Source organism: Pyxidicoccus caerfyrddinensis (assembly GCF_010894405.1).
Classification (GTDB): domain Bacteria; phylum Myxococcota; class Myxococcia; order Myxococcales; family Myxococcaceae; genus Myxococcus; species Myxococcus caerfyrddinensis.
In genome coordinates this window covers 172,219-197,615 of the sequence record NZ_JAAIYA010000012.1, presented here as the reverse complement: position 1 = coordinate 197,615, position 25,397 = coordinate 172,219, and the positions used below count along the sequence as shown (strand labels likewise).

17 protein-coding genes are annotated in these 25,397 nt (G+C 71.2%); 12 read left to right on the top strand and 5 right to left on the bottom strand.

All coding sequences use genetic code 11. From position 1 onward, the window contains the following. Nucleotides 1-81: 81 nt before the first annotated feature. Together G4D86_RS28395 and G4D86_RS28390 are read right to left on the bottom strand one after the other, a co-directional pair. Nucleotides 82-3,048, bottom strand: coding sequence for a choice-of-anchor D domain-containing protein (locus G4D86_RS28395; RefSeq protein WP_163997188.1), 2,967 nt, complete (start codon nucleotides 3,046-3,048; stop codon nucleotides 82-84). 162 nt (nucleotides 3,049-3,210) lie between these two features. Next, nucleotides 3,211-3,855 (bottom strand): CDP-alcohol phosphatidyltransferase family protein, encoded by a 645-nt coding sequence (locus G4D86_RS28390; RefSeq protein WP_163997187.1) that lies wholly within the window; start codon nucleotides 3,853-3,855, stop codon nucleotides 3,211-3,213. Between the two features lie 181 nt (nucleotides 3,856-4,036). Here G4D86_RS28390 and G4D86_RS28385 point away from each other — a divergent pair, with 181 nt between their 5' ends. Further along, nucleotides 4,037-6,538 (top strand): acylase, encoded by a 2,502-nt coding sequence (locus G4D86_RS28385; RefSeq protein WP_338050622.1) that lies wholly within the window; start codon nucleotides 4,037-4,039, stop codon nucleotides 6,536-6,538. A 338-nt stretch (nucleotides 6,539-6,876) separates the two neighbouring features. Further along, the gene (locus G4D86_RS28380; RefSeq protein WP_163997185.1) at nucleotides 6,877-7,323 is read left to right on the top strand and encodes a DofA protein; all 447 of its coding nucleotides are present in this window, start codon (nucleotides 6,877-6,879) and stop codon (nucleotides 7,321-7,323) included. Here G4D86_RS28380 and G4D86_RS28375 read toward each other — a convergent pair. After that, nucleotides 7,292-8,122, bottom strand: coding sequence for a ThiF family adenylyltransferase (locus tag G4D86_RS28375; RefSeq protein ID WP_163997184.1), 831 nt, complete (start codon nucleotides 8,120-8,122; stop codon nucleotides 7,292-7,294). The genes G4D86_RS28380 and G4D86_RS28375 overlap by 32 nt on opposite strands. A gap of 482 nt (nucleotides 8,123-8,604) precedes the next feature. On the opposite strand from G4D86_RS28375, the gene G4D86_RS28370 reads away from it, so the two are divergent. Continuing rightward, a complete protein-coding gene (locus tag G4D86_RS28370) occupies nucleotides 8,605-10,005 on the top strand; it encodes an alpha/beta fold hydrolase (RefSeq protein WP_205519776.1) in 1,401 nt (466 codons plus the stop codon). Nucleotides 10,006-10,025: 20 nt separating this feature from the next. On the opposite strand, the gene G4D86_RS28365 is transcribed toward G4D86_RS28370, so the two are convergent. Then, the gene (locus G4D86_RS28365; protein ID WP_205519774.1) at nucleotides 10,026-11,813 is read right to left on the bottom strand and encodes a sigma 54-interacting transcriptional regulator; all 1,788 of its coding nucleotides are present in this window, start codon (nucleotides 11,811-11,813) and stop codon (nucleotides 10,026-10,028) included. Nucleotides 11,814-12,038: 225 nt separating this feature from the next. On the opposite strand from G4D86_RS28365, the gene G4D86_RS28360 reads away from it, so the two are divergent. Next, complete coding sequence (locus G4D86_RS28360; protein WP_163997183.1) at nucleotides 12,039-12,737, top strand: hypothetical protein; 699 nt, start codon at nucleotides 12,039-12,041, stop codon at nucleotides 12,735-12,737. A gap of 3 nt (nucleotides 12,738-12,740) precedes the next feature. Further along, on the top strand, nucleotides 12,741-13,538 hold the full coding sequence (locus tag G4D86_RS28355; RefSeq protein WP_163997182.1) for a DUF4126 domain-containing protein: 798 nt from the start codon (nucleotides 12,741-12,743) through the stop codon (nucleotides 13,536-13,538). Nucleotides 13,539-13,589: 51 nt separating this feature from the next. Here G4D86_RS28355 and G4D86_RS28350 read toward each other — a convergent pair whose 3' ends face one another. Beyond that, complete coding sequence (locus G4D86_RS28350; protein WP_163997181.1) at nucleotides 13,590-16,262, bottom strand: pentapeptide repeat-containing protein; 2,673 nt, start codon at nucleotides 16,260-16,262, stop codon at nucleotides 13,590-13,592. Between the two features lie 169 nt (nucleotides 16,263-16,431). On the opposite strand from G4D86_RS28350, the gene G4D86_RS28345 reads away from it, so the two are divergent. From G4D86_RS28345 to G4D86_RS28315, 7 genes are read left to right on the top strand one after another with little or no spacing between them, the layout of a single operon-like run. Further along, entirely contained in the window at nucleotides 16,432-17,049 is a 618-nt protein-coding gene (locus tag G4D86_RS28345) for a 4Fe-4S single cluster domain-containing protein (protein ID WP_163997180.1), read from the top strand. Further along, nucleotides 17,046-18,134: a hypothetical protein gene (locus G4D86_RS28340; protein ID WP_163997179.1), complete on the top strand. Its 1,089-nt coding sequence runs from the start codon at nucleotides 17,046-17,048 to the stop codon at nucleotides 18,132-18,134. The genes G4D86_RS28345 and G4D86_RS28340 overlap by 4 nt, the downstream gene beginning before the upstream one ends. After that, nucleotides 18,131-18,697, top strand: coding sequence for a hypothetical protein (locus tag G4D86_RS28335; protein WP_163997178.1), 567 nt, complete (start codon nucleotides 18,131-18,133; stop codon nucleotides 18,695-18,697). The genes G4D86_RS28340 and G4D86_RS28335 overlap by 4 nt, the downstream gene beginning before the upstream one ends. Then, nucleotides 18,694-20,817: an AAA family ATPase gene (locus G4D86_RS28330; RefSeq protein WP_163997177.1), complete on the top strand. Its 2,124-nt coding sequence runs from the start codon at nucleotides 18,694-18,696 to the stop codon at nucleotides 20,815-20,817. Before G4D86_RS28335 ends, G4D86_RS28330 begins: the two co-directional genes overlap by 4 nt. Further along, nucleotides 20,810-21,076 (top strand): hypothetical protein, encoded by a 267-nt coding sequence (locus G4D86_RS28325; protein WP_163997176.1) that lies wholly within the window; start codon nucleotides 20,810-20,812, stop codon nucleotides 21,074-21,076. The genes G4D86_RS28330 and G4D86_RS28325 overlap by 8 nt, the downstream gene beginning before the upstream one ends. After that, the gene (locus G4D86_RS28320; protein ID WP_163997175.1) at nucleotides 21,076-24,348 is read left to right on the top strand and encodes a hypothetical protein; all 3,273 of its coding nucleotides are present in this window, start codon (nucleotides 21,076-21,078) and stop codon (nucleotides 24,346-24,348) included. The genes G4D86_RS28325 and G4D86_RS28320 overlap by 1 nt, the downstream gene beginning before the upstream one ends. Further along, entirely contained in the window at nucleotides 24,345-25,394 is a 1,050-nt protein-coding gene (locus G4D86_RS28315) for an AAA family ATPase (RefSeq protein ID WP_163997174.1), read from the top strand. The genes G4D86_RS28320 and G4D86_RS28315 overlap by 4 nt, the downstream gene beginning before the upstream one ends. Nucleotides 25,395-25,397 lie beyond the last annotated feature (3 nt).

The window sequence follows — 25,397 nt, the reverse complement described above, 5'->3', positions numbered from 1 at the left end:
AGCACCCGGGACTGACATGAACGTCGAGGGCCGGATGACCGGCCCATCGACTGCGCTACACCTCGTGATTGCTCGCCTGCCCTACAGCGCGGCGCACGAGCGGCGGTAGCTGATGGCGATCTTCGCGCCCGGGCCCGGCACGTTGGCGAACACCACGCTGTTGGTGCCGCCGTCGTACGTCCAGCCCGTCGTCACCGGAGCACCATCCACCGTGACGGCCACGGTGCCCGGCTCCGGCACCTCGCTGAGCGGGAAGCGCGTCTGCGCGGAGAAGGCCTTGTCCGCCACCGCGCGCAGCAGCGGCCGGTAGTCCGGGGCGCACACGCTCACCACCTCGCCACCGGTGCGGGCCGTGGCCTCCGCGTAGCGCGTGCCCGCGCCGCCCGCCGTGTCGCAGCCGTCCTCGGGAGGAGCAATCGCGTAGAACGTCGCGCGCTGCGGCTGGTTGACGCCCTTGAGCTGCTGCGCCCATTGCACGTAGGTCTCCACCGCGTCCGGCGAGTGGTCATCCTCGTCGCTGATGAAGAGCACCACCAGCGCGGCCGCATCGCGCAGGAAGCCCGCGTTGCCGTCGCGCGGAAGGCTGGTGCGCGCGTCGTCCACGTTGTCCACGAGCGGCCGGGACAGCGCGCGGCGCATGGCCTCGAAGCCCTCTTCCACCTCGGCGCACTTGCCCACCTGCACGTTGCGCTGCAGCTGCGTCGCCAGGTCCGGCATGCCGCTGTTGAGCAGGCGGTTGAAGCTGTTGTCCGCCGGGAAGAAGCGGCCGGCCTCACCGCCCAGCGCGCCACCCGGGCAGTTGTCCGCCGGGTTCGGCTGGGGCTGCGTCTGGATGCCGGTGGTGGTGACGGCCACGTGCAGATTCACGTTCTTCTCCGCCGCGGTGTTCACGAACGTCGGCACCGCGTCCACCAGTCGCGTCTGCTCCACGGCCATGGAGTCCGTGTTGTCCACCACGAAGAGGACGTCCACCTTGCTCACGTCCTGCTGCACGAAGAGGTCCGTCTTCTCCACGCGCTTGGAGGACTCGCCGATGAGCGGCACCAGCAGCGGCTCCGGCAAGTCGCTCGAGGCCACGTACAGCGGCGACACGTTGAGGCCGTTGACCTGCGCGAAGTACTCCACGCCCACCGTGAAGCCCTCGTTGGGCAGCAGGGTGAAGGGAATGGGGTCCGGCACCTTCTGGAGCGCGAACTCGGAGTCCGTGGTGCCGGGGCCAATCGACACGTTGTCCACCGTCACCGGCGCGGTGCACGCGTTGAGGAAGTTCACCTCCAGCGGCTCGGGCGGGCAGTCGCGGCGCGCCACGCCCCAGTCCAGGTAGCGGCGCGAGGCCACGAGGCACGCGGCCTGCGAGTTGGCCCGCAGCGGCACCAGGATGACCGGGTTGGCCGGGTCCATCTGCTCCACCTGCAGCATGCCGATGAACTGGCCGCCCGCCGGAGGCGACGCGAAGGACACCATGAAGCTGAACCAGTCACCGGGATACATGATGCCGCCGTACAGCGCGCCACCCGGCATGCCGAACACGCCGCCGCCGTCGTCACGCAGCTGGATGTTCTTCACCGGGCACAGGTCCGTGCCCTTGTTCTCCAGCTTCACGCCCAGCACCGCGCCCTGCCCCGGCGGCACCGTCCCGAAGTCCAGCGCCAGCGGGGTGACGGAGAGCTGACACGGCGCGTGCTGCTCCGCCTGGCCGCGGAAGTCCATCTGCACCGTGGCCGCGGAGAAGGCGTTGGTGGTCATCACCAGCGAGCCCATCGCCGCGCCCGCGCGCGTGGGCTCGTAGAACACGGCGATGTTCACTTCCTCGCCGGGCCGCAGCGTGTGCGGCATGGCCATCGGCGTGTGGTTGAACTGCGGCTCGCCGCCCTGGGCCGGCTGCCACGCCAGCGTGTTGAGGGTGAGCGCGCCCGCGTTGGACGAGCCGCAGTTCTTCACGTTGACGATGACGCGCGTCTTCGAGCCGAGCGGCTGCCTGCCGAAGTCATACGAGAGCGGCGACACGCACAGCTCCGCCGCGCCGCCGTAGCCGCGCAGCCCCACCGGCAGCGTCGGGTGGCGGCGGCTCTCCACATGGTAGAGGGCGTTGTCCTGCGCGGCGCCCTGGTGGTCCGGGCTGTAGCGCAGCTGGAAGCCGCGCACCTCGCCGGGCTGGAGCACCAGCGGGAAGCCCGCATTCGCATGGCTGAAGGACGCGTCCTTCCCCTCCAGCGTCAGCTGGGTCACCGTCACCGGCTCGGTGCTGATGTTGTGGATGCGCGACTCGCGGTAGGACTCGCGGTCCACCGGCACCGCGCCGAAGTCCACCATCTCCGGCTCGGCCACGACGGCGCGCTCCAGCGCCTCCGCGGCAATCTGCACCGGGACGTCCGCGCAGCCGCGGCACGGCGACACCGCCAGCGCCACCTGCTTCTTGCCGACGCGCACGGGGCTGAACGTCACCGGCACCTCGTGGCTCTCCCCCGCCGCCAGCGTCACCGGTTCAATCTTGAACTCGTCGCGGTCCGCGCCCACCAGCCGCGGCGTCACCTCCACGGCCATCTCCGTGGGGTTGGCCAGCTTCACCAACAGCGTCTTGGTGGAGTCCGCCTCGATGCGGCCGAAGTCCAGCCGCCGCGGCGACACCTCCGCCCACGCCGCCACGCCCAGGCCGCTGAGCGGAATCTTGAGCAGCGGCTCAATCCGCGTGTCCGAGCGCACCACCAGCATCGCCGGCAGCGCCCCCGGCTTCGGCGGCGCGAAGCGCACCTTCAGGCTGCACGCGCTCCCCGGCTGCAGGCTGTGCGGCCCTTCATGGGTGAACTCCGCCAGGTAGGAGCCCTCGGGCCCTTCCACCCAGATCTCGTTCACGTTGATGCGCGCACGCCCCACGTTGCGCAGCGAGATTTCCGCCTCGCGCGCATCGAAGATGGCCACCTTCTGGAAGTCCACCCCGCCAGGCGTAGCCGTCAGCCGTCCGTCAGCCAGGGACGAACGGTCCCGGTCCGCACACCCGGCCAGCAAGCCCACCACCGCGAGGGCAAGCAAGCCCCAGCGCCCCGTCATGGCTCCCACCCCTTCCCCACAACCATCCATCGCCCATGACCGCCGCTCTCCCCACATGGTGGAGGTCGGACGGATCGGTGGCGAAGCTAGGCACCCACTCCAGGGCGGGCAACCACCCACGGGTGGGAAAACCGGAGCCTCATGGGGGCCCCATGTCCGGTTTCAAATCTTCGGGATTCGCAGTGTCTTGCTGATCATCGCGCTGCCGCTCGCCGCGTACAGCAGGGTGAGCGGGTGCAGCGACACCGGGCCCATATCCCACACCCCGCCGAGCAGGTCCGGACCGATGCGCCCCATCCACGTGGCCGCCGCCAGCACCATGACGAGCGCGAGGCTGGTGGGAATGGGTGTGCCCTCGAAGTACTTCACCTTCCCCGACGCGTCCGCCAGCTCCGCGGAGGTGACGTTGAAGCGCGCCAGCCGGCTGATGCCGCAGGCGACGAAATAGAGGAGCACCGCGACATCCAGCGCGCCGCGCATCCCCACCGCGAAGCCCAGCGCCGCCGGCGCCATGCCGAAGGAGATGACGTCCGCCAGTGAATCCAGGTCCGCCCCCAGGGGCGACTTCTTGTAGCGCCACCGGGCGATGCGCCCGTCGAGGAAGTCCAGGAGCAGCGCCATGGGCATCAGCCCGAAGGCCAGCCACAGCCAGCCCCGCTCCCCGGAGGCCAGGAACTGCATCGCGGCGAGGATGGCCCCCGCTCCCGCGAAGCCGTTGCCCAGCGTCACGAAGTCGGCCAGCACGAACGTGCGGATCATCGAGAAGTGGCGGCGCGGACGGCGGGCACCTTGCGGCTCGGTCGTCATATGCGGGTTCTCCTAGCACACCCGTTCTTCACTGCCCGTCGCCTCGTGCTCGGAAGTCACGTCTGGTACGCTGGGGCGGGAAATTGTCCATTCCCAGAAAACTTTTGACGTTGCGATCCACCCCTCCCTACGCTCGAACACTGTCATGAACTCAACCTCTCCTGCGCCCCATCCGCGCGGAGTGCCCCTGAAAACTCGGAGCACCCGCTGGCAGCTGTCCCTCCTCGCCGGGCTGAGCCTGGCCTTCGTCACCGCGTGCGATGACAAGGAAGATCCGACGGACCCGGATCCCATCCCGACGACGCCTACGTACGAGGCGAAGATCCGCCGCACCGCCCATGGCATCCCCCACATCACGGGCAAGGACATGGGCAGCCTGGGCTATGGCCAGGGCTATGCCTTCGCCCAGAACCATGTCTGTATCCTGGCGGATCAGATCCTCAAGGTGCGCGGCGAGCGCGCCCGCTACCTGGGCCAGGGCGCCGGCAGCCTCTACGCGGGCAGCGACTTCGCGTACCGGCTGCTGGACCTGCCTGCGAAGGCCCGTGCCAGCTTCCCCAACCAGCCGGACGACCTGAAGGCACTGCTCACCGGCTATGCGGCGGGCTTCAACCGCTACGTGTCGGAGACGCCGGCGGCCAGCCTGCCCAAGCCCTGCACGGGCGCGGCCTGGGTGAAGCCCATCACCCCCGAGGACCTGCTGGCGTACCACATCAGCGTGGGCCTGGCGGCCAGCAGCTACCAGCTCATCCTCGCCATCGCCGCGGCCACGCCACCGGCCACGGGCGGCGGCAGCGTGGGCGTCCCGGCGCCGGGCAGCTTCAAGGTGACGCGCCCCGAGATGTCCGAGGTGGGCAGCAACGGCTGGGCCCTGGGCAAGGACAAGTCCGAGGGCGGCCGCGGCATGGTGGTGGCCAACCCGCACTTCCCCTGGGAGGGTGAGCTCAAGCTGTGGGAGAGCCACCTGACGGTGCCGGGCCAGCTGAACGTCTACGGGGTGGGCCTGCTGGGCGTGCCCGCGGTGCTCATCGGCTTCAACGAGAACGTGGCCTGGACGCACACGTTCTCCTCCGGCCAGCGCATGACGCTGTACAAGCTGCCGCTCGCGGCGGGCAAGCCCACCACATACAAGTACGACGGCGGCGAGCGCGAGATGACCGCGCACTCCATCACCATCCAGGTGAAGCTGCCCGAGGGCTCGATCACCAGCGTCACCCGGACGATGTACACGAGCCACTACGGCCCGGTCATCACCGTCCCCGGCCTGCTCGACTGGACCACCCAGCAGGCGTACACCTTCCGCGACGCCAACCTGGAGAACACCGCGCTGACGGCGCAGTTCCTGGGCATGGACAAGGCGAAGAGCTTCGCGGAGTTCAAGAAGGTCTACGAGGACGTCCAGGGCATTCCCTGGGTGAACACCATGGCGGCGGATAAGGACGGCAACGTCTGGTACACGGACGCCACGCCCACGCCCAACCTGAAGGCCGAGGCCATCCAGGCCTGGCGCGCGAGCATCGCCCCCGGCGCAGGCGCGGACCCGCTGGCCGCGGGCGCCTGGTCCCGCCTGGGCCTGGTGCTGCTGGACGGCAGCAACTCGCAGAACGAGTGGCAGACCGACGCCGACACGGCCCGCAGCCCCGGCCTCGTGCCCTTCAGCAAGGTGCCGAAGCTGGACCGCACCGACTTCGTCTTCAACGCCAACGACAGCTACTGGCTGGCCAACCCGAACGCGCCGCTCACGGGCTTCTCGCCCCTGCACGGCCTCGAGGCCTCGGGCCAGAGCCCGCGCACGCGCATGAACGCGGAGCTGCTCATGGAGGTGCGCGCGGACGGCGCGTCCGGTGCGAATGGCAAGTTCAACCGGACCGAGCTGGAGAACGCCATCCTCAGCAACCGCAGCATGACGGCGGAGCTGCTCCGGGACGGCCTGGTCGAGCGCTGCACGGGGAAGACGAACATCACCTACACCAGCGGTACCACCACCAAGACGGTGGACATCAGCGCGGGGTGCACCGTGCTGAAGAACTGGGACGGCCTCTACAACACCAACAGCGTGGGCGCCGTGCTGTTCCGTGAGTTCGCCGCCACCGGCACGAGCGGCACGCACACCAACGGTGGCACGCTCTACGCGGTGCCCTTCGACCCGGCGCACCCCCTCACCACGCCCAACACGCTGGTCCCCGCGCCCGAGACGGGCGCCGACACGGTGCTGTCGCGGCTGGCGCAGGCGGTGGACGCGCTGAACCGCGCGGGCATCGCGGTGGACAAGTCGCTGGGCGAGGTGCAGTACTCGCCGCGCGTCGCCGGCGAGCGCATCCCCATCCACGGTGGCACCGCCTACGACGGCACGGCGAACGTCGTCGGCTACGGCACCTTCAAGTCCACCGCCGAGGAGGCCGCCCCCACCGCCCCGCAGGGCGCGCTCTTCTCCCAGGCGGGCCTCACCGCCAACGGCTACATCGTCAACAACGGCAGCAGCTTCATCATGGCGATGGAGTTCACCGACCAGGGCCCCAAGGGCCGCGCGGTGCTGACGTACAGCGAGAGCAGCGACCCGACCTCGCCGTACTTCGCGGACCAGACGCGCCTGTTCTCCAACAAGGAGTGGCGCCCCATCCTCTTCTCGGACGCGGAAGTCGCCGCCGCGCCGGGCGAGGAAATCACCATCTCCGGTAACTGACGTTTCCCGGGGCCCCGCCGCTTCACTGGCGGGGCCCCGGCCTTGTCGTACCGGCCCCGCGCTTGCGTGGGGCCGCTCGCGATGACGGGCGCCATGCGCCGCCGCGAGCATCCACTCCCCGACATCGCAACCCGCTCCAATACCGACGCCTTCGACGCTGGAAGACGCCGGAGCGGCCTGCTCTGTCCTGCCGCAGATGCCGGCCCCGGGGTCTGATTCCGTCCGCCTACGCCACGCGCACCATGCGCCCCAGAACCGCCCGCCAGCGTCATGCGTTTGCGGGTGAGAGGGGGACCGGGAGCTTCCGGTCTTTTTGCGCGAAGGAGCAGTGAGACGTCATGGGAACTCCGGTCTTCAAGACAGCCATCATCGACAGGGTCTTCTTCCTCCGCTGGGAGGCGCCTCCCAGCCACGAGGAAATCCGGACCGTCTTCACGCAGATGCGGGACGTGTACGAGGAGCTCAAGCCGCCGCTGGTGCTGGTGGCGAGCCTGTCTCCGAAGTCGTCCGTGCCCAACACCGAGCAGCGCCGCCACCTGTCCAACCTCCAGTCGGACGCGCGGCCGCTCTTCTCGGAGATTCACGCCATCGTCGAGGGCAATGACCTGCAGTACAACCTCCAGCGGGTCATCATCTCCGGCATCAACCTCGTCACGCGCACCTACGACGAGGCGTACCACCGCGTGCACAAGCACGCGGACATGGTGGCGCCGTACCTGAGCAAGCGCCTGGGCGTGGACGGCGTGAAGGTCATCAACGAGGCGCGGACGCGCGGCGTGGTGTGAGCTGGGGCCGGCGGGGCTTCAGCGACGCCCGGACGTAGCGGTGGTCGAAGAAGTCCACGTAGAGGTACTCGGGCCACGACACCATGGCGCGTGGCCCGTGCATCACTCCGCGCATCAGCTCGCTCACCATCATCCCCGCCGCGGTGGTGGCGCCCACCACGCACGTGGGCGCGTGCCCCGTGCCCTGGTAGCACGCGTCCATGTACTCCTGGAGCATGTAGCTGCCCAGGTGGGGGATGATGGCCGGCAGGTCGATGCGGCCGTCCGGCAGGATGTAGAGCTCCTCGTAGTGCGGCGCGTCCGGCTGGAAGACGTGCAGCGCCGCGCCGAAGCCCAGCATCAGCCCCGTCATGATGGGCACGCCGCGCGCGCGGCACGCCCGGTGGAGCGCCTGCTTCTCGAGCGCGCCCGCGATGTCGATGACCTCCACCACGTAGTCCACCGGCGGCAGCCCCGCGCCGCCCGCGAGCACCGCCTCCGCCGTGTCTCCGGTGATGCCCTCGTGCACCCGCCGCAGCCGCAGGTCCGGGTGGATGTCCAGGCACATCCGCCCCACCACCTCCACCTTGGACTGGCCCAGCGTGCTCTCGAAGCAGCCCACCTGCCGGTTCATGTTGTGCCGCTCGTACGTGTCGAAGTCCGCGAGCGTGAGGACGCCAATCCCCATCCGGGCCAGGTCCACCGCGCACTGTCCTCCCGCCCCGCCCACGCCCGCGACGAGCACGTGCGTGTGTGAGAGCCGCGTCATCGTTGCAGGACCGATGACACCGAGGTTGCGCTGGAAACGTGGTTCCACCATGGGGCCTCCCGGGTAGCGCTACACCTCCCATGTGCGCCTGTTCCCCTCGGAGGTGCGAGGGCAGAAAAGACTCGGGTGTTCAGCATCCCTTCACGTCCTCCGGTGCTGTCAGGACCCAGGCAGGCGTGCCGTCCTCGGGGACTAATCCGTCCTTGCTGGTTCTTCCCTCCTGTGTTTAGTGGCGCACGCTCATCGCCCCCAGTCCATGCACTGCCGGCGGCCACTCGCTCGCGCGAGGTGCCGCACGGGTGACGTGCCCGCTTCAGTGGTGAAGCAGGCTCGGAAGTCCCGTACCTGGCAGGGCATGTCAGGGGTTCGATCCAGAGTGGGCTTCACACATGAAGCTCACGTCTGGAAAGCACTCCTGGGAATCCAAGGGTTTGGGGGGTGGCTTGGATTCTGCTCGGAGGGCGACACAGCAGGGGAAGCGCCGGGCCGGCGGTCAGCTTCCTCCGAACCCCTTCCGTTGATTCGAGGTCTGTATGCGTTTCTTGTTCATTCTCTGTGTCTCGCTGGCCGGTGTGACGCTGGGTTGTGGTGGTGAGACAGGGCTGGCTGGCCCGTCTGATGAGTCGCTCCCGATTGTTTCCGCGGAGGCCACGCTCCAGGGCGTGGACGCGAAGCAGGCTCCGGCCTGGTCCGACGCGCGCGAGGTGCTGTTCGGCAACGTGGCGCACTACCGCCTGCGGGTTCGCGTGGGCCCGGGCGCGTTCGACTTCATCACCCTCCACCGCGTGGTGCGCGAGGACGGCCCGTGGCGGCCGGCGCGCACGAACCGCTCCGTCTTCATGGTGCACGGCGACGGGTGGGGCTTCGAGGCGGCCTTCCTCTCCAGCGTGGGCTCGGCGCAGGTGCCGGCGGACCGCTCCATCGCCGCCTTCCTGGCGAAGGAGGGCGTGGACGTGTGGGGCATCGACCTGCGGTGGGCAGGGGTGCCGCTGGAGACGCAGGACTTCTCCTTCATGGCGAACTGGACGCTGGGCACGCACGCGCAGGACGTGGGCACGGGCCTCACCGTGGCGCGGGCGCTGCGGCTCATCACCGGGAGCGGTGGCAATGGCTCCATGCACCTGATGGGCTGGAGCCGGGGCGCGGCGGTGGCGTACGCATACATGAACCTGGACGCGAAGCTGCCGCGCGGACTGCGCCAGGTGGATGGCTTCATCCCCGTGGACATGGTGCTGCGCTATGCGCCCCAGGACGCGCAGCAGCAGGTCTTTGCGTGTGAGCGCTACACGGCGCTGAAGGCGGCGCGGCAGTCGGGCCGGGTGGAGGGCGGCCTCCTGGGCCCCGCGCCCGGCGTCACGCTGCAGCTGCTCGGCCAGTTCGCCGCCACGGCGCCCAACGCGCCGTCGCCGCTGCTGCCCGAGGACGTGTTCGGCCCCGGCACCGGCAAGCCCACCAACCGCAAGGCGGCCATCGTCTCCGCGGCGGCCACGGGTGCGCTGCTGGCGCCGCTCAAGGCCATCACCCCGGGCTACCACCTGATGGCCGGCATGCCGGACGCGCTCGGCCTTCCGGAGACGCTGACCTTCACCCGCGAGGCCTACCTCTACGAGTACGCGCAGCGCGCCGCCCCGTACCAGAGCCTCAACGAGGTGGTGGAGACGGAGGCGTGGGCGTGCGGCCTGCCGGTGCCGTACGACGACAACCTCGACAAGGTGAAGGTGCCGGTGCTGTACGTGGGCGCCGCGGGCGGCGTGGGCCGCTATGGCGAGCACACCCTCACGCTGCTGGGCAGCCAGGACGTCACCATCCTCACGGCGCGGACGCTGCCGGAGGCGGCCCGCGCCCTCGACTACGGGCACGCGGACCTGTTCCTCGCGGACGACGCGCAGGAGCGCGTGTGGAAGCCGCTGCTCCAGTGGGTGAAGGCGCACTGAAGCCCGACGAGGGCGGAAAGCTAGTCCGCCTTCCAGAGGCCGTGGCGCCGGGCCCTGCGGCCCAGCGTCACCGGGTCCATGCCCAGCGCCACAGCCGCGCGCCGCAGTACACCGCCGTGGCGCTCCAGCGCCTCGCGGATGAGCTCGCGCTCCACCCGCTCCAGCCGCGCGCGCAGCGAGCCGTCCCCGGCGTGCTCGTTGCGCACCGGCACCGTGGCGCCCAGCACCGGCGGTAGGAGCCGCTGCGTCACCACCTCGCCCGGGCGGGACAGGAGCACGGCGCGCTCCATGACGTTGCGCAACTCGCGCACGTTGCCCGGCCACGCATGGGCGCGGAGCGCGTCCTCCGCGTCTGGAGCGATGCCGCTGGCGGAGCGCTTGAGGACGCGGTTGAACAGCTCCAGGAAGTAGCGCGCCAGCTCGGGCACGTCCTCGGGCCGGTCCCGCAGGGGCGGGATGTCGATGGTGAAGCTGTTGAGCCGGTAGAAGAGGTCCGCGCGGAAGCGGCCGGCGCGCACCTCCTCGCCCAGGTCCTTGTTGCTGGCGGCCACCACGCGCACGTCCACGTGGCGCACCTGGGGACCACCCACCGGGCGCACGTCCCCCGTCTCCAGCACGCGCAGGAGCTTCGCCTGGAGGTTGGGGGTGGTGTTCTCGATTTCGTCCAGGAAGATGGTGCCGCCGTTGGCGAGCACGAACAGGCCCGGGTGGTCCGCCACCGCGCCGGTGAAGGCGCCCTTCACGTGGCCGAACAGCTCGCTCTCCAGCAGCGTCTCCGACAGCGCACCGCAGTCCTGCGCCACCAGCGACACGTCCCCGCGCCCGCTGAGCCGGTGGAGGATGCGCGCCAGCACCTCCTTGCCGGTGCCCGTCTCGCCCTGCAGCAGCACCGCCACGCGGTGGGGCGCCACCAGGCGCACCATCTCCATCACCCGCTGCATGGCCCCGCTGCGAAAGCCCACCTCGTCCGCGCCCCGGCCGCCCGGGGCCGCTGGGAGCGCCTGGCTCAGCGCCCGCTCGCGCAGCAGGTTGCGCTCCAATTCCAGCGCCATGCGCCACTGCTCGGTGCGCACGCCGTGTTCGCGCCCCGCATCCAGCACCGCCTGGCGCAGCGCCTCCGGCGTGGGGTGGGGCCCGGGGGCGCGGAAGATGCGGCCGGCGTTGAAGAGGGCCACCAGCCGCTCCGGGGCGGCGGGCGCGCAGTAGACGATGCGCGAGGCGAGGTCGCTCGGCGGCCCGCCACCGGACACATCCAGCTCCGCGCGGCGCAGGGCCAGCGACTGCACCAGCGCCAGCGCCTGCTCCTCGTCGTGCCCGCACACCAGCAGCGCGGCGGCATCGCCTCGCGTCAGCAGCGTGTGGACCTCGTCGACGTGGGAGGCGAAGTGGGGCGTGGCCTGCCCTTCCATCGCCGCGCGCACCCCGCGGGCCTCCAGCTCGCTGGCGAACGCCACCACCACCTGGATGTGCGTGGTGGTGAGGTAGCGCGCCAGCTTCACGCGGTCCGAGCCCTCGAAGGCGCGGAACACCACCCCGAGCGACGTCACCATCCCGGACGCGTCATGCCGCCACCGCACGTCCCCGAGCACGCGGATGTGCTCTCCCGAGTCGGGCAGCGAGAAGGACAGTTCCACCTCCTCGCCCTCGCGCGGCCCCTCCGAGACGTCACGCGGAGTGGCAACGAGGCCAATGCCCGTGTCGCTGATGTTGACGGCCCAGCACCCATGGAGCGCGGGCTGCGTCACCACCTTCACGTACAACGGCTTGCGCTCGCTTCGAGGAGCGTAGGCGGACACAGGCCGCGTCATGGCTGACGTACTCTACTTCAAAGATGAAGCTCTGACGGGAAATTGCCGCGAAAGAGGATTCAGCACCTATCACTCGCGCGCCGGGTGAGGGCGCGCTTCACCGGGCGGGGCTTCCGACACCCGGCGTGGGTGGGGCAGCCGGGGTGTCCCATTGGAGAGACAATCCCCCGCCAGTAGCGTTTACACCTCGCAGGCGCTGGAATTGAGGGGGAAGTCACCGTGACGATGAGTGCCACCGCGGTCTCCGGCGGCGAGGAGCACGAGCTCGCGCTGCTGTTGGGCGGCCGCTGCCGCCGCTGCGCCGAGAAAATCCCGGGCGGCGCCGTGCTGCGAGGCAGGCCGTGTCCCGGGTGCGGCGAACAGACGCTCCCGAGCCCTGCGGACCGGGAGATGCTGCACCAATTGGCCTCCGAGCGCGCCTCGGCGCGGCTGTGGGTCGCGGTGGCCGTGGTCGCCGTGGCCAGCCTGGCGGCGAGCTGGTTCCCGCTGCTCACGTCCCTGCTGCTGCTGGCCGCGCTCTTCTGGATTCGCGCGACGCTCGTGCAGCCGGCGCTCCAGCTGCTCACGCCCCAGCGCCGGCAGGTGTCGCGCCTGACGTTGCGTCTGGCGGCGGCGTGTTTCCTCGCGGCGTCCATCATGCTGTGTGAGCTGCTCACGTTCGTCCCCGGCTTCGGAGCCCTGGCCAAGGTGGTGCTGAGCACGGGCCAGGTCGCCGCCGCCGGCATCTTCGCGCGCCGCTATCTGGGCTGGCAGACGGAGCGCGAGGCCCGGGGCATCCCCCTGGCGGGCTGGGAGGTGGCGCTGCTCGTGGGCTTCCTGCTGACGCTGCTCGCCTTCACGGCCGCCTCGGTGGCGCTGCTGTGGTGGGTGTTCCAGAAGCTGGGGCTCCTCCAGTCGTTCCTCGCTGCCCCGGTGGGGAGCTGAGCCATGCTCTCGTTCGCACTGATTTCACAGCTCATCGGGCTGAGCAGCGCATCCGGCACGCGCGCGGGAGGAAGCCTGCTGCTGCTGGCGCTGGCCGCGCACTTCCGCTTCCTCGTGCTGCCCGCGGACATGGCCTGGATGGCCACCCCCGAGGCGATGGGCATCTTCGTCACTCTGCTCGCCTTCGAGATGTACACCCAGCGGGACGGGGACCTGCGCATGTTCCTGGGGTCGGCGCAGCTCGCGCTGAGCGCCGGGAGCGGGGCGATGGTGGCGCTCGCGTCGATGGGCGTGCAGACGGGACAGCTGTCTCCGTGGGCGGTGGGCGCCGTGGGCGCGGGCATCGCGGTGGCCACGCTGTCGATGCGGCAGCGGCTGCAGCAGAGCGTGGATCAACTGGAGTCCGAGCTGTTCCACCCGTACCGGTGGCTGATGCGCGCGGAGGACTTCCTGGGCCTGGGCGTGGCCGCGGCAGCCATCCTCTGGGCACCGCTGGCCCTGGCGCTCGTGGGTATCTTCACCGTGGGCTGTGTGGCGGCGGGCATGGTGGCCCGGCGGATGGAGGCGCGCTCGCGGCGGCCATGCCCGGCGGGGTGCGGAGCGTCCATCCGGCAAGAGGCCTCGCGCTGCCCGAAGTGCAAGGCGGATGTGCCCGTGGCGGTGAAGCTGGACCTGCGGCTTGGGGGCCGGGCGCGGGACGTGGTGCGTGGAGCACTGCCCGCGCAGCTGCCCATGTTCCGCGATACCTCCGCGGCGCGAGACGTGCCCGCCGAGGGACTCAGGAAACCCGGCGGGCGCTAATCGAAGGGCCTTCGTCGCCCGCCCCAGCCTCGCCTCCGGGACGCAGTGGCGCTACGGCTTGAAGCCCCTGGGCCACCGGGTCTTCGCGTCGTGCTTCACGTCCTTCAGCTTGGAGGGCAGCCGCACTTCGCGCAGGTCCGCGCCACGGAAGTCTGCATACGTCAACCGGGCCTTCGAGAAGTCGACGCCGTGCAGGTCCGCGCCGTCGAAGCGGCTGGTGGCCAGGTCCGCGCCATCGAAGCGGGCCCCTCGCAGGTTCGCTCCGGTGAACACCGTCCGGCCGCAATCCGCTCTGGAGAAGTTCGCCTCGCGCAGGTCCGCGCGCCGGAAGACGGTGTCGAACAGGTACACCTTCGAGAAGTCCGTACCGGGGAGCCGGGCCTCGGTGAAGTCCAACACCAGCAGCTGGTACCCGCTCAGGTCGAGCCCCGCCAGGTCGACGCCCTGGAGCGGCACGGGGAATTGCTCGCCGTGGACGGCCATGTAGCGCTTGCGCCAGGAGTTCCACCGCTCCGTGCCGCCCTTCACCTCGTTGCGGAGCATCGCGACGGCCTCCTCCCGCGTGGGCAGCAGGAGCTTCATGAGCTCCTGCTCGAAGAGCTGTGTGAACTCCGCGCCCTTGGACTTCAGCTCCGACGCCACGCTGGCCGAGGCCCCCTCCCCCATCACCAGGTGCGTGACCTTCGCATCGGCTCTGCCGGAGACGTCCGCCCCAAGTTCTTTCAGCAACTGCTCGCGGAACACGGGCTTCGCCTCCTTGAAGCGACCGGCGAAGAGAAAGCGCGCGCCCGCGAAGCGCTTCTCGAACAGGCCGGCGGGCCTGCCCATCGCCACGTTCTTCGCCTTCCGGCCCTTTCCGCCCGTGGGCGCGGCACCGGTCTCCGCTTCGAGCAGGAAGGGGACTTCGTCGGAGACCTTCACCGCCTTCAGGGTCTCCACCACCACGCTGCCATCCGGGCCCACCCAGGCCACCGCATCACCGAGCCTCGCGATGGGCCTCGACTCATTCACCAGCGCCTCGGACCGCGCATCCTCCGTGTCGGGTTCGAGCCAGCGCGCCTTCGCCGGGTCAGCGACGTCCGCGATGAGCAGCCGCCCCAGCGAGTCCGCCACCGCGACGCGCGCATCCCCCACGAAGGCCAGCTGTCCCAGGCAGGCGTCGTGGCGTTCGAGCCGGCTCACCGTCTCGCCGCTGCGCGGGTCCACGAGGAGCAGCGCGCATTCCGCATCGTCGCGCTCGCTGTCGGCCACGCTGACCGCAATCCAGCCACGCGGCGAGACGGCCAGCCCCTGCACGCTCACACCGGACGCGGCGTCTCCCAGGGCGAGGTCGCGTATCAGCTCCGGCGTCTTCCCCAGCCGCCACAGGTGCAGCGCGTTGTCTGCGGTGACCAGCCACGCGTCCTTCGGGCCGAAGGCACAGGCCTGCACCTGCGCCTTGTGCAGGAGGTCCGCCTTGAGGAGACCGCGCTTCAGCGCCCACACCTGGACGGTTCCCTGGGCCGGCGCGGCGAGCAGCGTCTCGTCCCGGGAGATGGCGAGCGGACCCGAGGCGTAGCTGGAGAGCTGGAAGGCCTCGCCCACCCCCGCGTCGAGCGACTTCCCGACGAAGATGGAATCGTAGTCGAGCCGCACCAGCACACCGGACGACAGGCCCTTCGCGTCCGTGGGAGGAAACCCCGCTTCAATCTCCGTCCGCTTCCCGGTGTCGAGCTTCCACGACACACAGGAGGAGCTCGACGTGGCGACGACGGAGCTCGGGGTGAGGGCCAGTCCGAGAATCGGCGACGGCGCGGCCTCCCCGACTCGCGATGCGCCATCCACCGCCGACCACACGCTCAGCGCGCCCGAGGTAGAGCCGGTGGCGAGCCACTGGCCATCCGGAGAGAGCGCGGTGACTGAGCCCTGTGCGTGCCGTTTGGGCACGTCGATGGCCGGCCCCTCGTCGCCGTCCGGGACACTCCACGAGCGCAGCCGGTGCTCATTGCCGAGCGAGAACGCGCGCGTGCCATCCGCGGAGAAGGCGACCCAGCGGCAGCCGGCGTTGCCCCCCACCTTGAACGTGTGACGGGCCACGAAGTGCGACACCGGCTTGAAGCCCTTCACGGCCCACAGCTCCACCTTCCCGGTGCCGTGGCCGACGAGCAGGTGCTCTCCCGAGGGAGAGAACGCGAGGGCGAGGACCTTGTTGCTCTTGCGCTTTGCCCGCTCCTCGCCGGTATGTGCGTCGAACAGCCGGACCGTCCCCTTCGATGACCCGGTCGCCAGGAGCGCTCCGTCCGCGCTGAACGCGACGGCGTAGAGGTCTCCGTCAGTCTCCTCGAGCTCGTGGAGGACGGTGGAGCGTCTGGCATCACGAACCTGCGCCCTGGGGCCTTCGATGCTGACGAACAGGGACCGGTCCCGGTTCATCGCGGCCAGATGGAGAGCCTGCGGGCCCGTGAGCGTCCACGCCGGCTTGCCCCTGGCGGAGCTGCGACGGATGAGCCCCCAGCCCCCGAGCAGGACATCGCCCCCCGGCAGCGAGTGGACCACGCGCACGCTGCCATCGACTTCCCGCTGCTCGACCCGCGCGCCACTCGCCACGTCGAAGGACACCAGGCGGGAGGTGGCACTGCCAGGAAGGACGGCCCACAGCAGGCGCGAATCGGGAGAGAAGTCGACTCCGGCGAACTGTCCGGGGGTGTTGAAGGGCGTGGCGCCGTAGGCGCGTCGGGCAGTCATCGTGCAATCGAATATACAACTGCCGCACGCCAGCCCATCATCCTGCCGAGCAGGCGCCCTTCTCCGACACGGCGCACGACTTGCGGCGTATTCGCAGACTCCGGCAGTCGAAGAAGCCACACGCCCCTCCCCCGGACGGGGCCGCTCCTGGCATGCTGCGGAGACGCCCATGTCCCCGGCCCACGGCACCTCTCCCACTCCCGACAGCGGCCCCGTGCTCCGGGTGGCGCAGGTCGTCCCGCGCACCGAGGCGGAAGGGCCGGGCGTGCGCTTCTCCATCTGGGTCCAGGGCTGTGCCCTGCGCTGCCCGGGCTGCTGCAACCCGGAGATGTTCGCCTTCGAGCGCGGCACCGTGATGACGGTGGAGTCCCTCGCCGCGCGCATCCTCGCCATCCCCGGCATCGAGGGCCTCAGCCTCCTGGGCGGCGAGCCCACCGCCCAGGCCGGCCCCGCCGCCGACCTCTGCGAGCGCGTCCGCGCCGCGGGCTTGAGCGTCATGGTCTTCACCGGCCACACGCTCGCGGAGCTCGAGGCCCAGGCAAACCCCGACGTGGAGCGCCTGCTGCGCACCGTGGACCTGCTGGTGGACGGCCGCTTCGAGAAGGACCAACCGGAGACGCAGCGGCGCTGGATTGGCTCGCGCAACCAGGTCATGCACTTCCTCACCGGGCGCTACTTCCCGGACGAGCCCCAATTCACCGCCCCCAACACGGCGGAGATGCACCTCGTCGAGGGGAAGCTCGTCATCAACGGCTGGCCCGAGCTCGCCAACCGGCTCCGTCCATGATTCGCGTCTCCACCGCCGAGCACGAATTGCTCACGCTCGCCCGCGCCATCATCGGCCTGGGACAGTACACCCCCGTCGAGGACCTCCTCCGCGACAGGCACACCACCGTCCCCGAGCGCCTCAGCCCCGGTGCGATGCACGCCCTGCGCGACACCCTCTCCAAGGGCGCCGTCCTCACCCTCGCCCGCTGCGGTGGCTGGCGCGGGCAGCGCTACCTCGACGGCGGGCAGGAGCGCTCCGCCCGGCTCTGGGAGCGGCACCCGCCGCCCGCGCTCCACTTCTCCGCCCTGTGCTTCCAGACGCTGCGCTGGATGCTGGAGCAGCCGCTCGTGAAGCACGGGTGCAAGTCGCTCGACGTCGAAGGTGGCCTCACGCTCGCGGACGAGCTCTTCCTCTTCCTCTGCGGCCGCCTCGTGGCCGGCACGCCCTGCGCGAAGGCCGTGGGCGAGCAGGCCCTCTTCCGGCGCTCCGTCCTCTGCTGGCTCGGCGTCCCCGAGTTGTTCGGCGCCGCGACTCCGAAGCTCACCTCCGCCTCCTTCGCGCCGCTGCTCGCGGACGGCGGCTGGCTGCTGGAGGCCCTGCGCGTGGAGCTCGCGCACCGCTGGCGCCGCCTCGAGGAGTCCAAGCGCTTCATCCACGAGCCCGAGGCGCTGGTGGCCCGGGGCACCGCGCAGGAGGCCGTGCTGTCCGCGTTCCTCGACGCCGTGGACGCCGCCGGACGTCGAGACCTCGCCGGCTTCCTGCTGGAGGCCGGACGCCCCCTGCTGGAGCAGCCCGCGTCTCGCTGGGTGGAGGGCCTGTCCCTCACCGCGTCCCTGGGCCTGCGCGCCGCGGCCGCCCGTGCGGCGGGGGGCTATCTCCGCGCGCTGGGCCGGCTCGCGCGCTGGGACGCGGACCACCGCGCGGTGCGCTTCTTCGACGACGGCTATGACGCCGCCCAGCTCCTGCTCTCCGAGTGGAGCGCCTTCGGCGAGGCCGGCTTCCGCCGCGCCGCGGACCTGGAGCGGGAGCTGTCCTCGTCCCTCACGACCGCCAGCGCGATTCCAGCTACCCTTCCCCCTTCCTCTGCCGGGAGCGCCCCATGAGCCGCGCCTACCGAGTCTCCGTCTCCGAGTCCCTCAACCGCGTGGTGCAGGCCGAGGATGGCCTCTGCTCCAAGCTGGAGCTGCTCCCCCTGCTGTCCCGCGAGGAGCTGGCCGGCCTGCTCGCGGCGGAGCTGGAGGGCCGTGGCTTCACCCGTGACGGCGACGTGGCGGTGCGCACGGAGTCGGACGGCGTGCGCATCGCCGTGGACGTCACCACCGGAGACGTCAGCATCACCCTCGCCGACCAGGCCGACGTGAAGCTGACGGCCCGGGGCGAGCTGACCGTGGCCAATCCCGGCGACATGAAGGAGGCCGAGGTCAAGGCGCGGGAGAAGGCGCGAAGCCGCCTGGAGGACGAGGCGAAGGACGCCTCCGAGCGCCTGCGCGAGCAGGTGACACGCCGCCTCGAGGGCCGGCTGAGGGACCTCAAGTCGGAGCTGGACGCCGTGTCGAACAAGGTGACGGCCGACGCGCTGAAGGTGCGAGCGGGGCAGCTCGGCACCGTGGAGGAGATTCACGAGGACGCGGCCACCGGCTCGCTCACCATCAAGGTCCGCGTATGAGCCAGCGTATCGCCGAGGACACGCTCCCCACCGAGCTGTCTCCGTTCGCCGCCGTCGAGGCCGCCTACCCCGCCGAGCTGAACCGCGTCAGCGAGGCGCTGCTGCGCGGGCTGCCGGTGATGATTGAGGCCGACAAGGAGCTGACGCCCTTCTTCTACAAGTGCCTGCGCGACAGGCTGAAGAAGGACGGCAAGCAGTTCCTCTACCTGGACGGCCGCGCCGCGCAGGAGCCGCCTCCGGGCATGCCCGCGCCGAGCATGATGGCCACGCTCATCGGCCAGCTCCGGGACGCGGTGCGCGGCGCCGTGCGCGAGCGCATCGTCGTGCTGCCCCACCTGGACCTGCTCACCACCAGCAGCGGCGGCCTCACCTCCGAGGCGCGCGAGGTCATCCCCCTCCTGTACGAGAACCCGGAGATGGTCTGGGTCGGCTTCAAGGACCCGTCCTTCCCCGTGCCGCGCGTCATCGAGAACCTCTTCCCGCACAAGGAGAGCATCCTCGGGGTGAGCCGCGACAGGCTCCGCTACCTCATCACCCAGCGCGAGAGCCGCAAGTTCGGCCGGGGCCTCCAGCCCTACGCGCTCTACAAGCACGTCTCCGGCGTCAACGCCGTGCGCCTGCGCCGGCTGCTCGGCGCGATTACCGGCGAGGACTACCCCGCGGACCCGAGGCCCGCGTACGCGCAGCTCCGCTCCGCCACACTCAGCGGCAACCTGAGCGTGCCGGACATGGACCTGAACGCGGACATCGGCGGCTACGCCAAGGTGAAGCAGCGGCTCCAGCAGGAAATCCTGGACGTGCTCGCGCACAAGGACACGCTGAACGACCCGGAGGCGGTGAAGCGCGTGGAGGCGCTGCTGCCGCGCGGGATGATTTTCTGGGGCCCACCGGGCACGGGCAAGACGCTGTTCGCCAAGGCCATGGCCTCGTCGCTCGGCGCGGCGGTGCAGGTGGTGAGCGGTCCGGAGCTGAAGAGCCGCTGGGTGGGCGAGAGCGAGGAGAACCTCCGCCAGATTTTCGTCCGCGCCCGGCAGGCGGCGCCCAGCATCATCGTCTTCGACGAGCTGGACTCCTTCGCGGCGGCGCGCGGCACCTTCACCGGCTCCGGCGTGGAGCACTCCATGGTGAACCAGCTCCTCACGGAGATGGACGGCTTCCGCAAGGAGGAGCTGGTCTTCGTGGTGGGCACCACCAACTTCGTGGAGTCGCTGGACCCGGCGCTGCTGCGCCCCGGCCGCTTCGAGTTCCAGCTGTGCATCCCCTACCCCAACAGCGCGGACCGCCGCGCCATCCTGTCCATCTACGACAAGAAGCTGGGCCTGGGGATGACGGAGCGCGCGCTGGACTACGCGGTGAAGCGCACGGGTGACCTGGTGGAGGGCACCGGCACGCGCTTCTCCGGTGACCACATCCAGGCGCTGTGCCGGGCGCTCGCGCGTCGGCGGCTGCGCGAGGGCTCGCACGCGCCCACCGAGGCGGTGGACGTGGAGAAGGCCCTCACGGACTTCCTCGACCGGCCGGAGCTCACGCCCTTGGAGGAGAAGGTGGTGGCCACGCACGAGGCCGGCCACGCGGTGTGCGCCCTCTTCTGCCCGCATGCGCCCGCCATCGACCGCATCAGCATCCGCGGGGACCTCGCGGGCTCGCTCGGCTTCGTGCAGTACGCGGACCCCGCGCACCGCTACGTCGTCACGCGCGGGCAGATGCTCGACAGCATCTGCATGCTCTTCGGCGGCCGCGAGGCGGAGTCGCTGCTGCTGGACGACCTCTCCATGGGCAGCGCGCACGACTTGCAGCGCGCCACGGAGATGGCGCGCGAGCTGGTGGAGGAACTGGGCATGGGCGGCGACGGCGTGCCGGTGCGCCGCTTCGATGCGCCGGGACGGAACTCCGAGCGGCACGCCCTCTCCGACGCCACGCGCGGCACGCTGGAGGCCGCGGTGCAGGAGGTGCTGGAGGTGCAGCGCGCCCGGGCCCGCGACATCCTCCGCCGCGAGAAGGACCGGCTCGTGGCGCTGAGGGATTTGCTCATCGAACGCAAGGTGTTGGACCGCGAGGCCTTCACCCACCTGGCGCCCGCGTCGGCAGCGCCGAAGAAGAAGGAGCCCGCCCTTGGCTAGCCTCATCCTCCGCCTCCAGGTGGACCCCGCGACGGGCCGCAAGGACGTCGTCATCCAGTACGAGAGCGACTCGGACGCGCTGCCCATGGAGCACGAGGAGGAGCACCGCCGCCTCGTGGACAAGCTCATCGCCGGCGGCACGCTCAAGGCCTCCGAGCTGGGCCGCGTCATCGTCAAGCGCGACACTCCGGCCGGACAGGCCGCGGAGCCCTCGTCCTCGGCCGAGGAGACTTCCGGAAAGGTGGGCCAGAAGGCCTGATGTCCACGCTCGTCTTCCCCAGTGAGGAAGCGCTGCAGCTCGCGCTCACCTCCGGACTCGTCCCTTCCGAAGTGCAGGCCTCACCGGCGCGCTACCGCCGCACCGCCGAGGGTGCGCTCCACGTCACCCCGGAGTCGCCCCTCACGAAGGCGGCGCTCAAGGGGCTGACCTCGCTCGGCGTCGGCGTGGAGGACGCGGAGTCCGGCCGCGCGGCCCCGGTGCTCTGCTGGGCGGAGCTGCTCCGCCCGCGCCGCATCCCCGTCGACGCGGCGCCCGGCGGCCCGGTGCTCTTCGTGCCGGCGAGCGCGAACGCGCTGCTGCCCCTGGCGGGAGAGATGCTGCGGCTGGGCTGTGACAGGCAGGAGGTCTGCCTCGCCGGAAGCGCCCGGGGCGACAGCCGGAGGGCCCTGCTGCGCGCGGTGGCGCCGCCGTACTTCACCCTGACCGGCGCGCTGGACCACACGGGGGGCCTGCGCGCCTTCGTACCCGCGGTGCCCGGACAGCACTCCGTCTGGGTGGAGCTGGGCCACTCGCATCCGCTCGCGCGCACGCTCCAGCCCGCGAAGGGGACGCTGCTGCTCATTCCCGGTGACGGGCGCTGGCAGACGGCGCCGGACGGGCCGTGGACGGACCTGTACCAGCTCACCGACCTGCGCCTCCCCGAGCCGGCGGAGGAATGGAAGGCCGAGGCCGCGCCCGGGCGACTCTCGGTGCCCCTGCGCCTCACGCGCGCCGCGCGCACGGAGCCCGCGAGCCTGTGGGTGCTCCGCGACAACGCGCGGGCCCAGGTGGAGTCGCTCGTCCACACGCTGCCCGAGGCGCTGCTGGCCCAGCTCCGCTTCGCGGTGGCCGGGCCGCCGGACGCGCCGTGCATCGTCCTGCGGGCGAGGGCGGGCCGCGAGCGGCCACCGGAGCTGGGCCTGTCCGGCATGGCCTACGCGCCGCTGCCGCAGCTCGCGGACCTGTACCTGCCGTGTGACGGGTTGCTGGAGCCCCCCGTGCGGCGCGACAGGCTGCGCGCGCTGCTCACCCCCGAGCGCGACACCGTGACGTGGCTGCACCCCACGGGCAACGGGGCATTCCGCGCCGAGCGCCTGCCCGAGTCCGCCTTCCATCCGCTCGACGCCTGGGTGGACTACGTGGTGGACACGGGCACCGCCGCGCTGGTGCCCTGGGTGCGCGGAGTGACGTTCGACTTCGAGGCCTTCGAGGCCGCCGCGGGCGAGTGGCAGTCCTCCGCCCCGGAGAAGGCTGAAGAGGAAGACGAGAAGGACGCCAGGTCGTCCCGTCGCTCGCGCCGCGTCGCCGCGCCGCAACCGGCCGAGCCCGCTGAAGCGGCGACCCGCAACGTGAGGCGCGCCACGGAGGCGGCGACCCCGGGCGCGAGGCTGGCCCCGCTCACGCCCGCGCAGCTGGGCGCCGCGGAGCAGGAACTGGCGAAGCTGGAGAAGTCCTTCCTCGCGCTCGACGCACCGGCGGACTCCGCCGAGCGGCGGCGGCTCTGGGTCCGCATGGCGGAGCTGAATGGCCAGCTCGGGCGCAGGCGCGACGCGGGCCTGTGCTGGACACGGGCGCTCTGGGAGAGCGCGGGCCCCGAGGCCGCCGAGCTGGCCTCGCGCTGGGCCGAGGCCGAGACGGTCGGCGCGCCCTCCACCGCCGAGCTGCTCTCGCGCGCGACGCCCTCGGACGACGACGTGCGGGCGCTCGCCAGCAGCCTGGCGCGCGCGGTGCTGGCGCCCGGAGGGCAGACGCCCGGTGACGTGCCCTCGCTCCAGCGCTGGTTGGACAGGCACGACGCAGCGCTCGACGTGCGCTCGCTGTGGCTGGCGCGGGCCTCGCTGGACCGGCTCGCGGGCGGAGACCCGCTCGGGCTGGCGCGGGCGGGAGACCGGCTGCTGGAGATGCTCCAGCGCGGACTCTCCCTGGCGCGCGACGTGCCCCGCTTCCTGCGCGCCGGCACCGACGCGACGCACGCGCCCCGGCTGGGAGCGCAACTGGAGGCCATGCAGGAGCGCTTCGAGCGCACCACGCGCCGCCGCTCCTCCATCGAGGCCCCGCCCGTCCTCACGCAGGCCTACGTCCGCTTCGTCTTCGCCTGCGGGCTGGCGCGGCTGGGACAGGCGGACCGGGCTCGGGCGCTCGCGGTCTCCGCGATGGAGGCACTCGACGCGACGGAGCCCATCCACGGCTTCCTCTCGCGGGCCTACGGCGCGCGCGTGGCACAGGCGTTGGAAGGACAGGCACCGGAGACGCCGCTGCCGCCGGACATCGCCGCGGAGCTGAACGCGCTGAACACCTTCCAGCGGTACAAGGTGGACCGGCTGCGGCAGTCCTCCGCGCTGCTGGAACCCAGCGAGCGGCTGGACCCCGCGCGGGCCTTCGGACGCGGCGCACGCGACCTGCGCGGCGAGGAGTTCGCGGCGCTGCGAGACATCCGGGACCCTGGCAAGGTGGCGGCCGAGGTGGAGGCGCTCACCTCCCGCGCCACCGCGCCGAAGCTGGCCGCTCCCGAGCGCCAGCGGCTGCTGGGAGGGCTGCTGGACACGCTCCCCCGGCTTCCCCCGGCGCGCGCGCTGCCGCTGTTGGACAGGCTGGTGGGGGCGCTGGAAGGGCTCCCCGGCGAGGTCCAGGGACAGCTATTGGGTGACGCGCTCTCGCTCGCGGCCCTCTTCGGCCGGGCGGACCGGGCGACGGCGCTGGCGGGCCGCCTGCGCAAGGTGCTGGCGGGGCTGCCTCCCGAGTCCCCCGCGTGGGGTCAGGGCCTGCTGGGCGTGAGCCTGCGCGGCCTGCGCCGGGTGGGCCTGTCCCGCGAGGCGCGCGAATTGGTGGACGCGACGCAGGGGCTCCTCGCGAAGCCGAAGACGCCGCTGCCGGCGCAGCTCGGCGTGGCCGCGGGCCTGGCGATGCTGGGACGCACCGAGGAGGCCCTGCCCGTGTTCGACCGGGCCTTCGACTCGCTCTCCGCGGCGAAGGGTGCGCTGCCGGAGCGGCTGGCGCTGACGCGGAGCCTGGCGGGCGCGCTGGCGCACGCGCCGGTGGACGTCGCGCTGCCCGGGCTGGCGCGGCTGTCGGAGCAACTGCCGAACGTGACGGACAGCTACAACACGAACAGCCACTTCTGCCTCTCCGTGGTGGAGCTCGCGGACGCGCTGGTGCTGGGCCACGTGGAAGTGGGCCAGGGCAGCGGTGAGCGGGCGCGGAGCTGGCTGGACGAGGACGAATTCCTGGTGCGACGGCGCATCCATCGGGAGCTGGAGGAGCGCACAACATGAGCAGTCTGCCCCGGCGCGAAGCGTCACCCGCCGTCGACCCCATCAGCGAGCTGTCCTTCGACGCGCTCTCACGCGAGGCCCACGCCTTGCGCGACCGGCTGAACCGCTTCCGGCTCGCGCTGGGCCGGCACTTCGTGGGCAAGCAGGACCTGGTGGACCTGATGACCGTGGCGGCGGTGGCGCAGGAGCCGCTGCTGCTCGTGGGCCCTCCGGGCACCGCGAAGTCGGACCTGGTGCTCAAGTTCCGGGACGCGCTGCGCATCCCCAACGAGGACTACTTCGAGTACCTCCTGACGCGCTTCACCGAGCCGTCGGAAGTCCTGGGCCCCATCGACATCAACCTGCTCCGCCAGGGTCGCTACATCCGGCGCGAGGGCGGCAAGCTGCCCACCGCGCGGCTCGTCTTCCTGGACGAGGTCTTCAAGGCCAGCTCCGCCATCCTCAACGCGCTGCTCACTGTCATCAACGAGCGCAAGTTCTACCAGGACGGCGCGCCCCAGCCGGTGCGCCTGAAGGTCCTCTTCGCCGCCACCAACGAGCTGCCCGAGCACGCGGAGCTGGGCGCGCTCAAGGACCGCTTCTGCCTCAAGGCCGCATGCCGCCCGGTGCAGGACCGCTACTTCCTGGAGCTGCTCGACTCCGGCCTGGACTCGCAGACCCACCGCGAGATGAACCAGAAGCCGTGGGCGGAGGGGCACGCCTCGCTGGACGACGTGCTCAAGACGCACCGCTACCTGACGCTGATGATGGGCAAGCGCGAGACAGGCCCGGACGGGCGCGAGCTGCGAGACCGCGACCTCTTCTTCCGCGACGAGCTGCTGCGCGAGTTCCGCCGCGTGGTGCAGACGCTGACGCGCGAGGACGGCGTCTTCATCAGCGACCGCAAGCTGGTGAAGCTCTACCGGCTGCTGCGCACCCGCGCGTGGATCTTCCACGGCGGCGCGGTGGAGCGGCAGGACCTCCAGCTCCTCTCCTACCTGGGCGAGAGCCGCGAGGAGATTGACCTGCTGGAGGAGAAGGTGCCCCGGCTGCTGGGGCTCACCTGACGC

What these genes read in the sequence shown, in the direction of transcription:
- G4D86_RS28395 (WP_163997188.1), bottom strand. Translation starts at nt 3,048, where the DNA reads ATGACGGGGCGCTGGGGCTTGCTTGCCCTCGCGGTGGTGGGCTTGCTG.
- G4D86_RS28365 (WP_205519774.1), bottom strand. Translation starts at nt 11,813, where the DNA reads ATGACGCGGCCTGTGTCCGCCTACGCTCCTCGAAGCGAGCGCAAGCCG.
- G4D86_RS28320 (WP_163997175.1), top strand. Translation starts at nt 21,076, where the DNA reads ATGTCCACGCTCGTCTTCCCCAGTGAGGAAGCGCTGCAGCTCGCGCTC.
- G4D86_RS28380 (WP_163997185.1), top strand. Translation starts at nt 6,877, where the DNA reads ATGGGAACTCCGGTCTTCAAGACAGCCATCATCGACAGGGTCTTCTTC.
- G4D86_RS28350 (WP_163997181.1), bottom strand. Translation starts at nt 16,262, where the DNA reads ATGACTGCCCGACGCGCCTACGGCGCCACGCCCTTCAACACCCCCGGA.
- G4D86_RS28340 (WP_163997179.1), top strand. Translation starts at nt 17,046, where the DNA reads ATGATTCGCGTCTCCACCGCCGAGCACGAATTGCTCACGCTCGCCCGC.
- G4D86_RS28315 (WP_163997174.1), top strand. Translation starts at nt 24,345, where the DNA reads ATGAGCAGTCTGCCCCGGCGCGAAGCGTCACCCGCCGTCGACCCCATC.
- G4D86_RS28335 (WP_163997178.1), top strand. Translation starts at nt 18,131, where the DNA reads ATGAGCCGCGCCTACCGAGTCTCCGTCTCCGAGTCCCTCAACCGCGTG.
- G4D86_RS28360 (WP_163997183.1), top strand. Translation starts at nt 12,039, where the DNA reads ATGAGTGCCACCGCGGTCTCCGGCGGCGAGGAGCACGAGCTCGCGCTG.
- G4D86_RS28370 (WP_205519776.1), top strand. Translation starts at nt 8,605, where the DNA reads ATGCGTTTCTTGTTCATTCTCTGTGTCTCGCTGGCCGGTGTGACGCTG.
- G4D86_RS28375 (WP_163997184.1), bottom strand. Translation starts at nt 8,122, where the DNA reads ATGGTGGAACCACGTTTCCAGCGCAACCTCGGTGTCATCGGTCCTGCA.
- G4D86_RS28330 (WP_163997177.1), top strand. Translation starts at nt 18,694, where the DNA reads ATGAGCCAGCGTATCGCCGAGGACACGCTCCCCACCGAGCTGTCTCCG.
- G4D86_RS28345 (WP_163997180.1), top strand. Translation starts at nt 16,432, where the DNA reads ATGTCCCCGGCCCACGGCACCTCTCCCACTCCCGACAGCGGCCCCGTG.
- G4D86_RS28355 (WP_163997182.1), top strand. Translation starts at nt 12,741, where the DNA reads ATGCTCTCGTTCGCACTGATTTCACAGCTCATCGGGCTGAGCAGCGCA.
- G4D86_RS28390 (WP_163997187.1), bottom strand. Translation starts at nt 3,855, where the DNA reads ATGACGACCGAGCCGCAAGGTGCCCGCCGTCCGCGCCGCCACTTCTCG.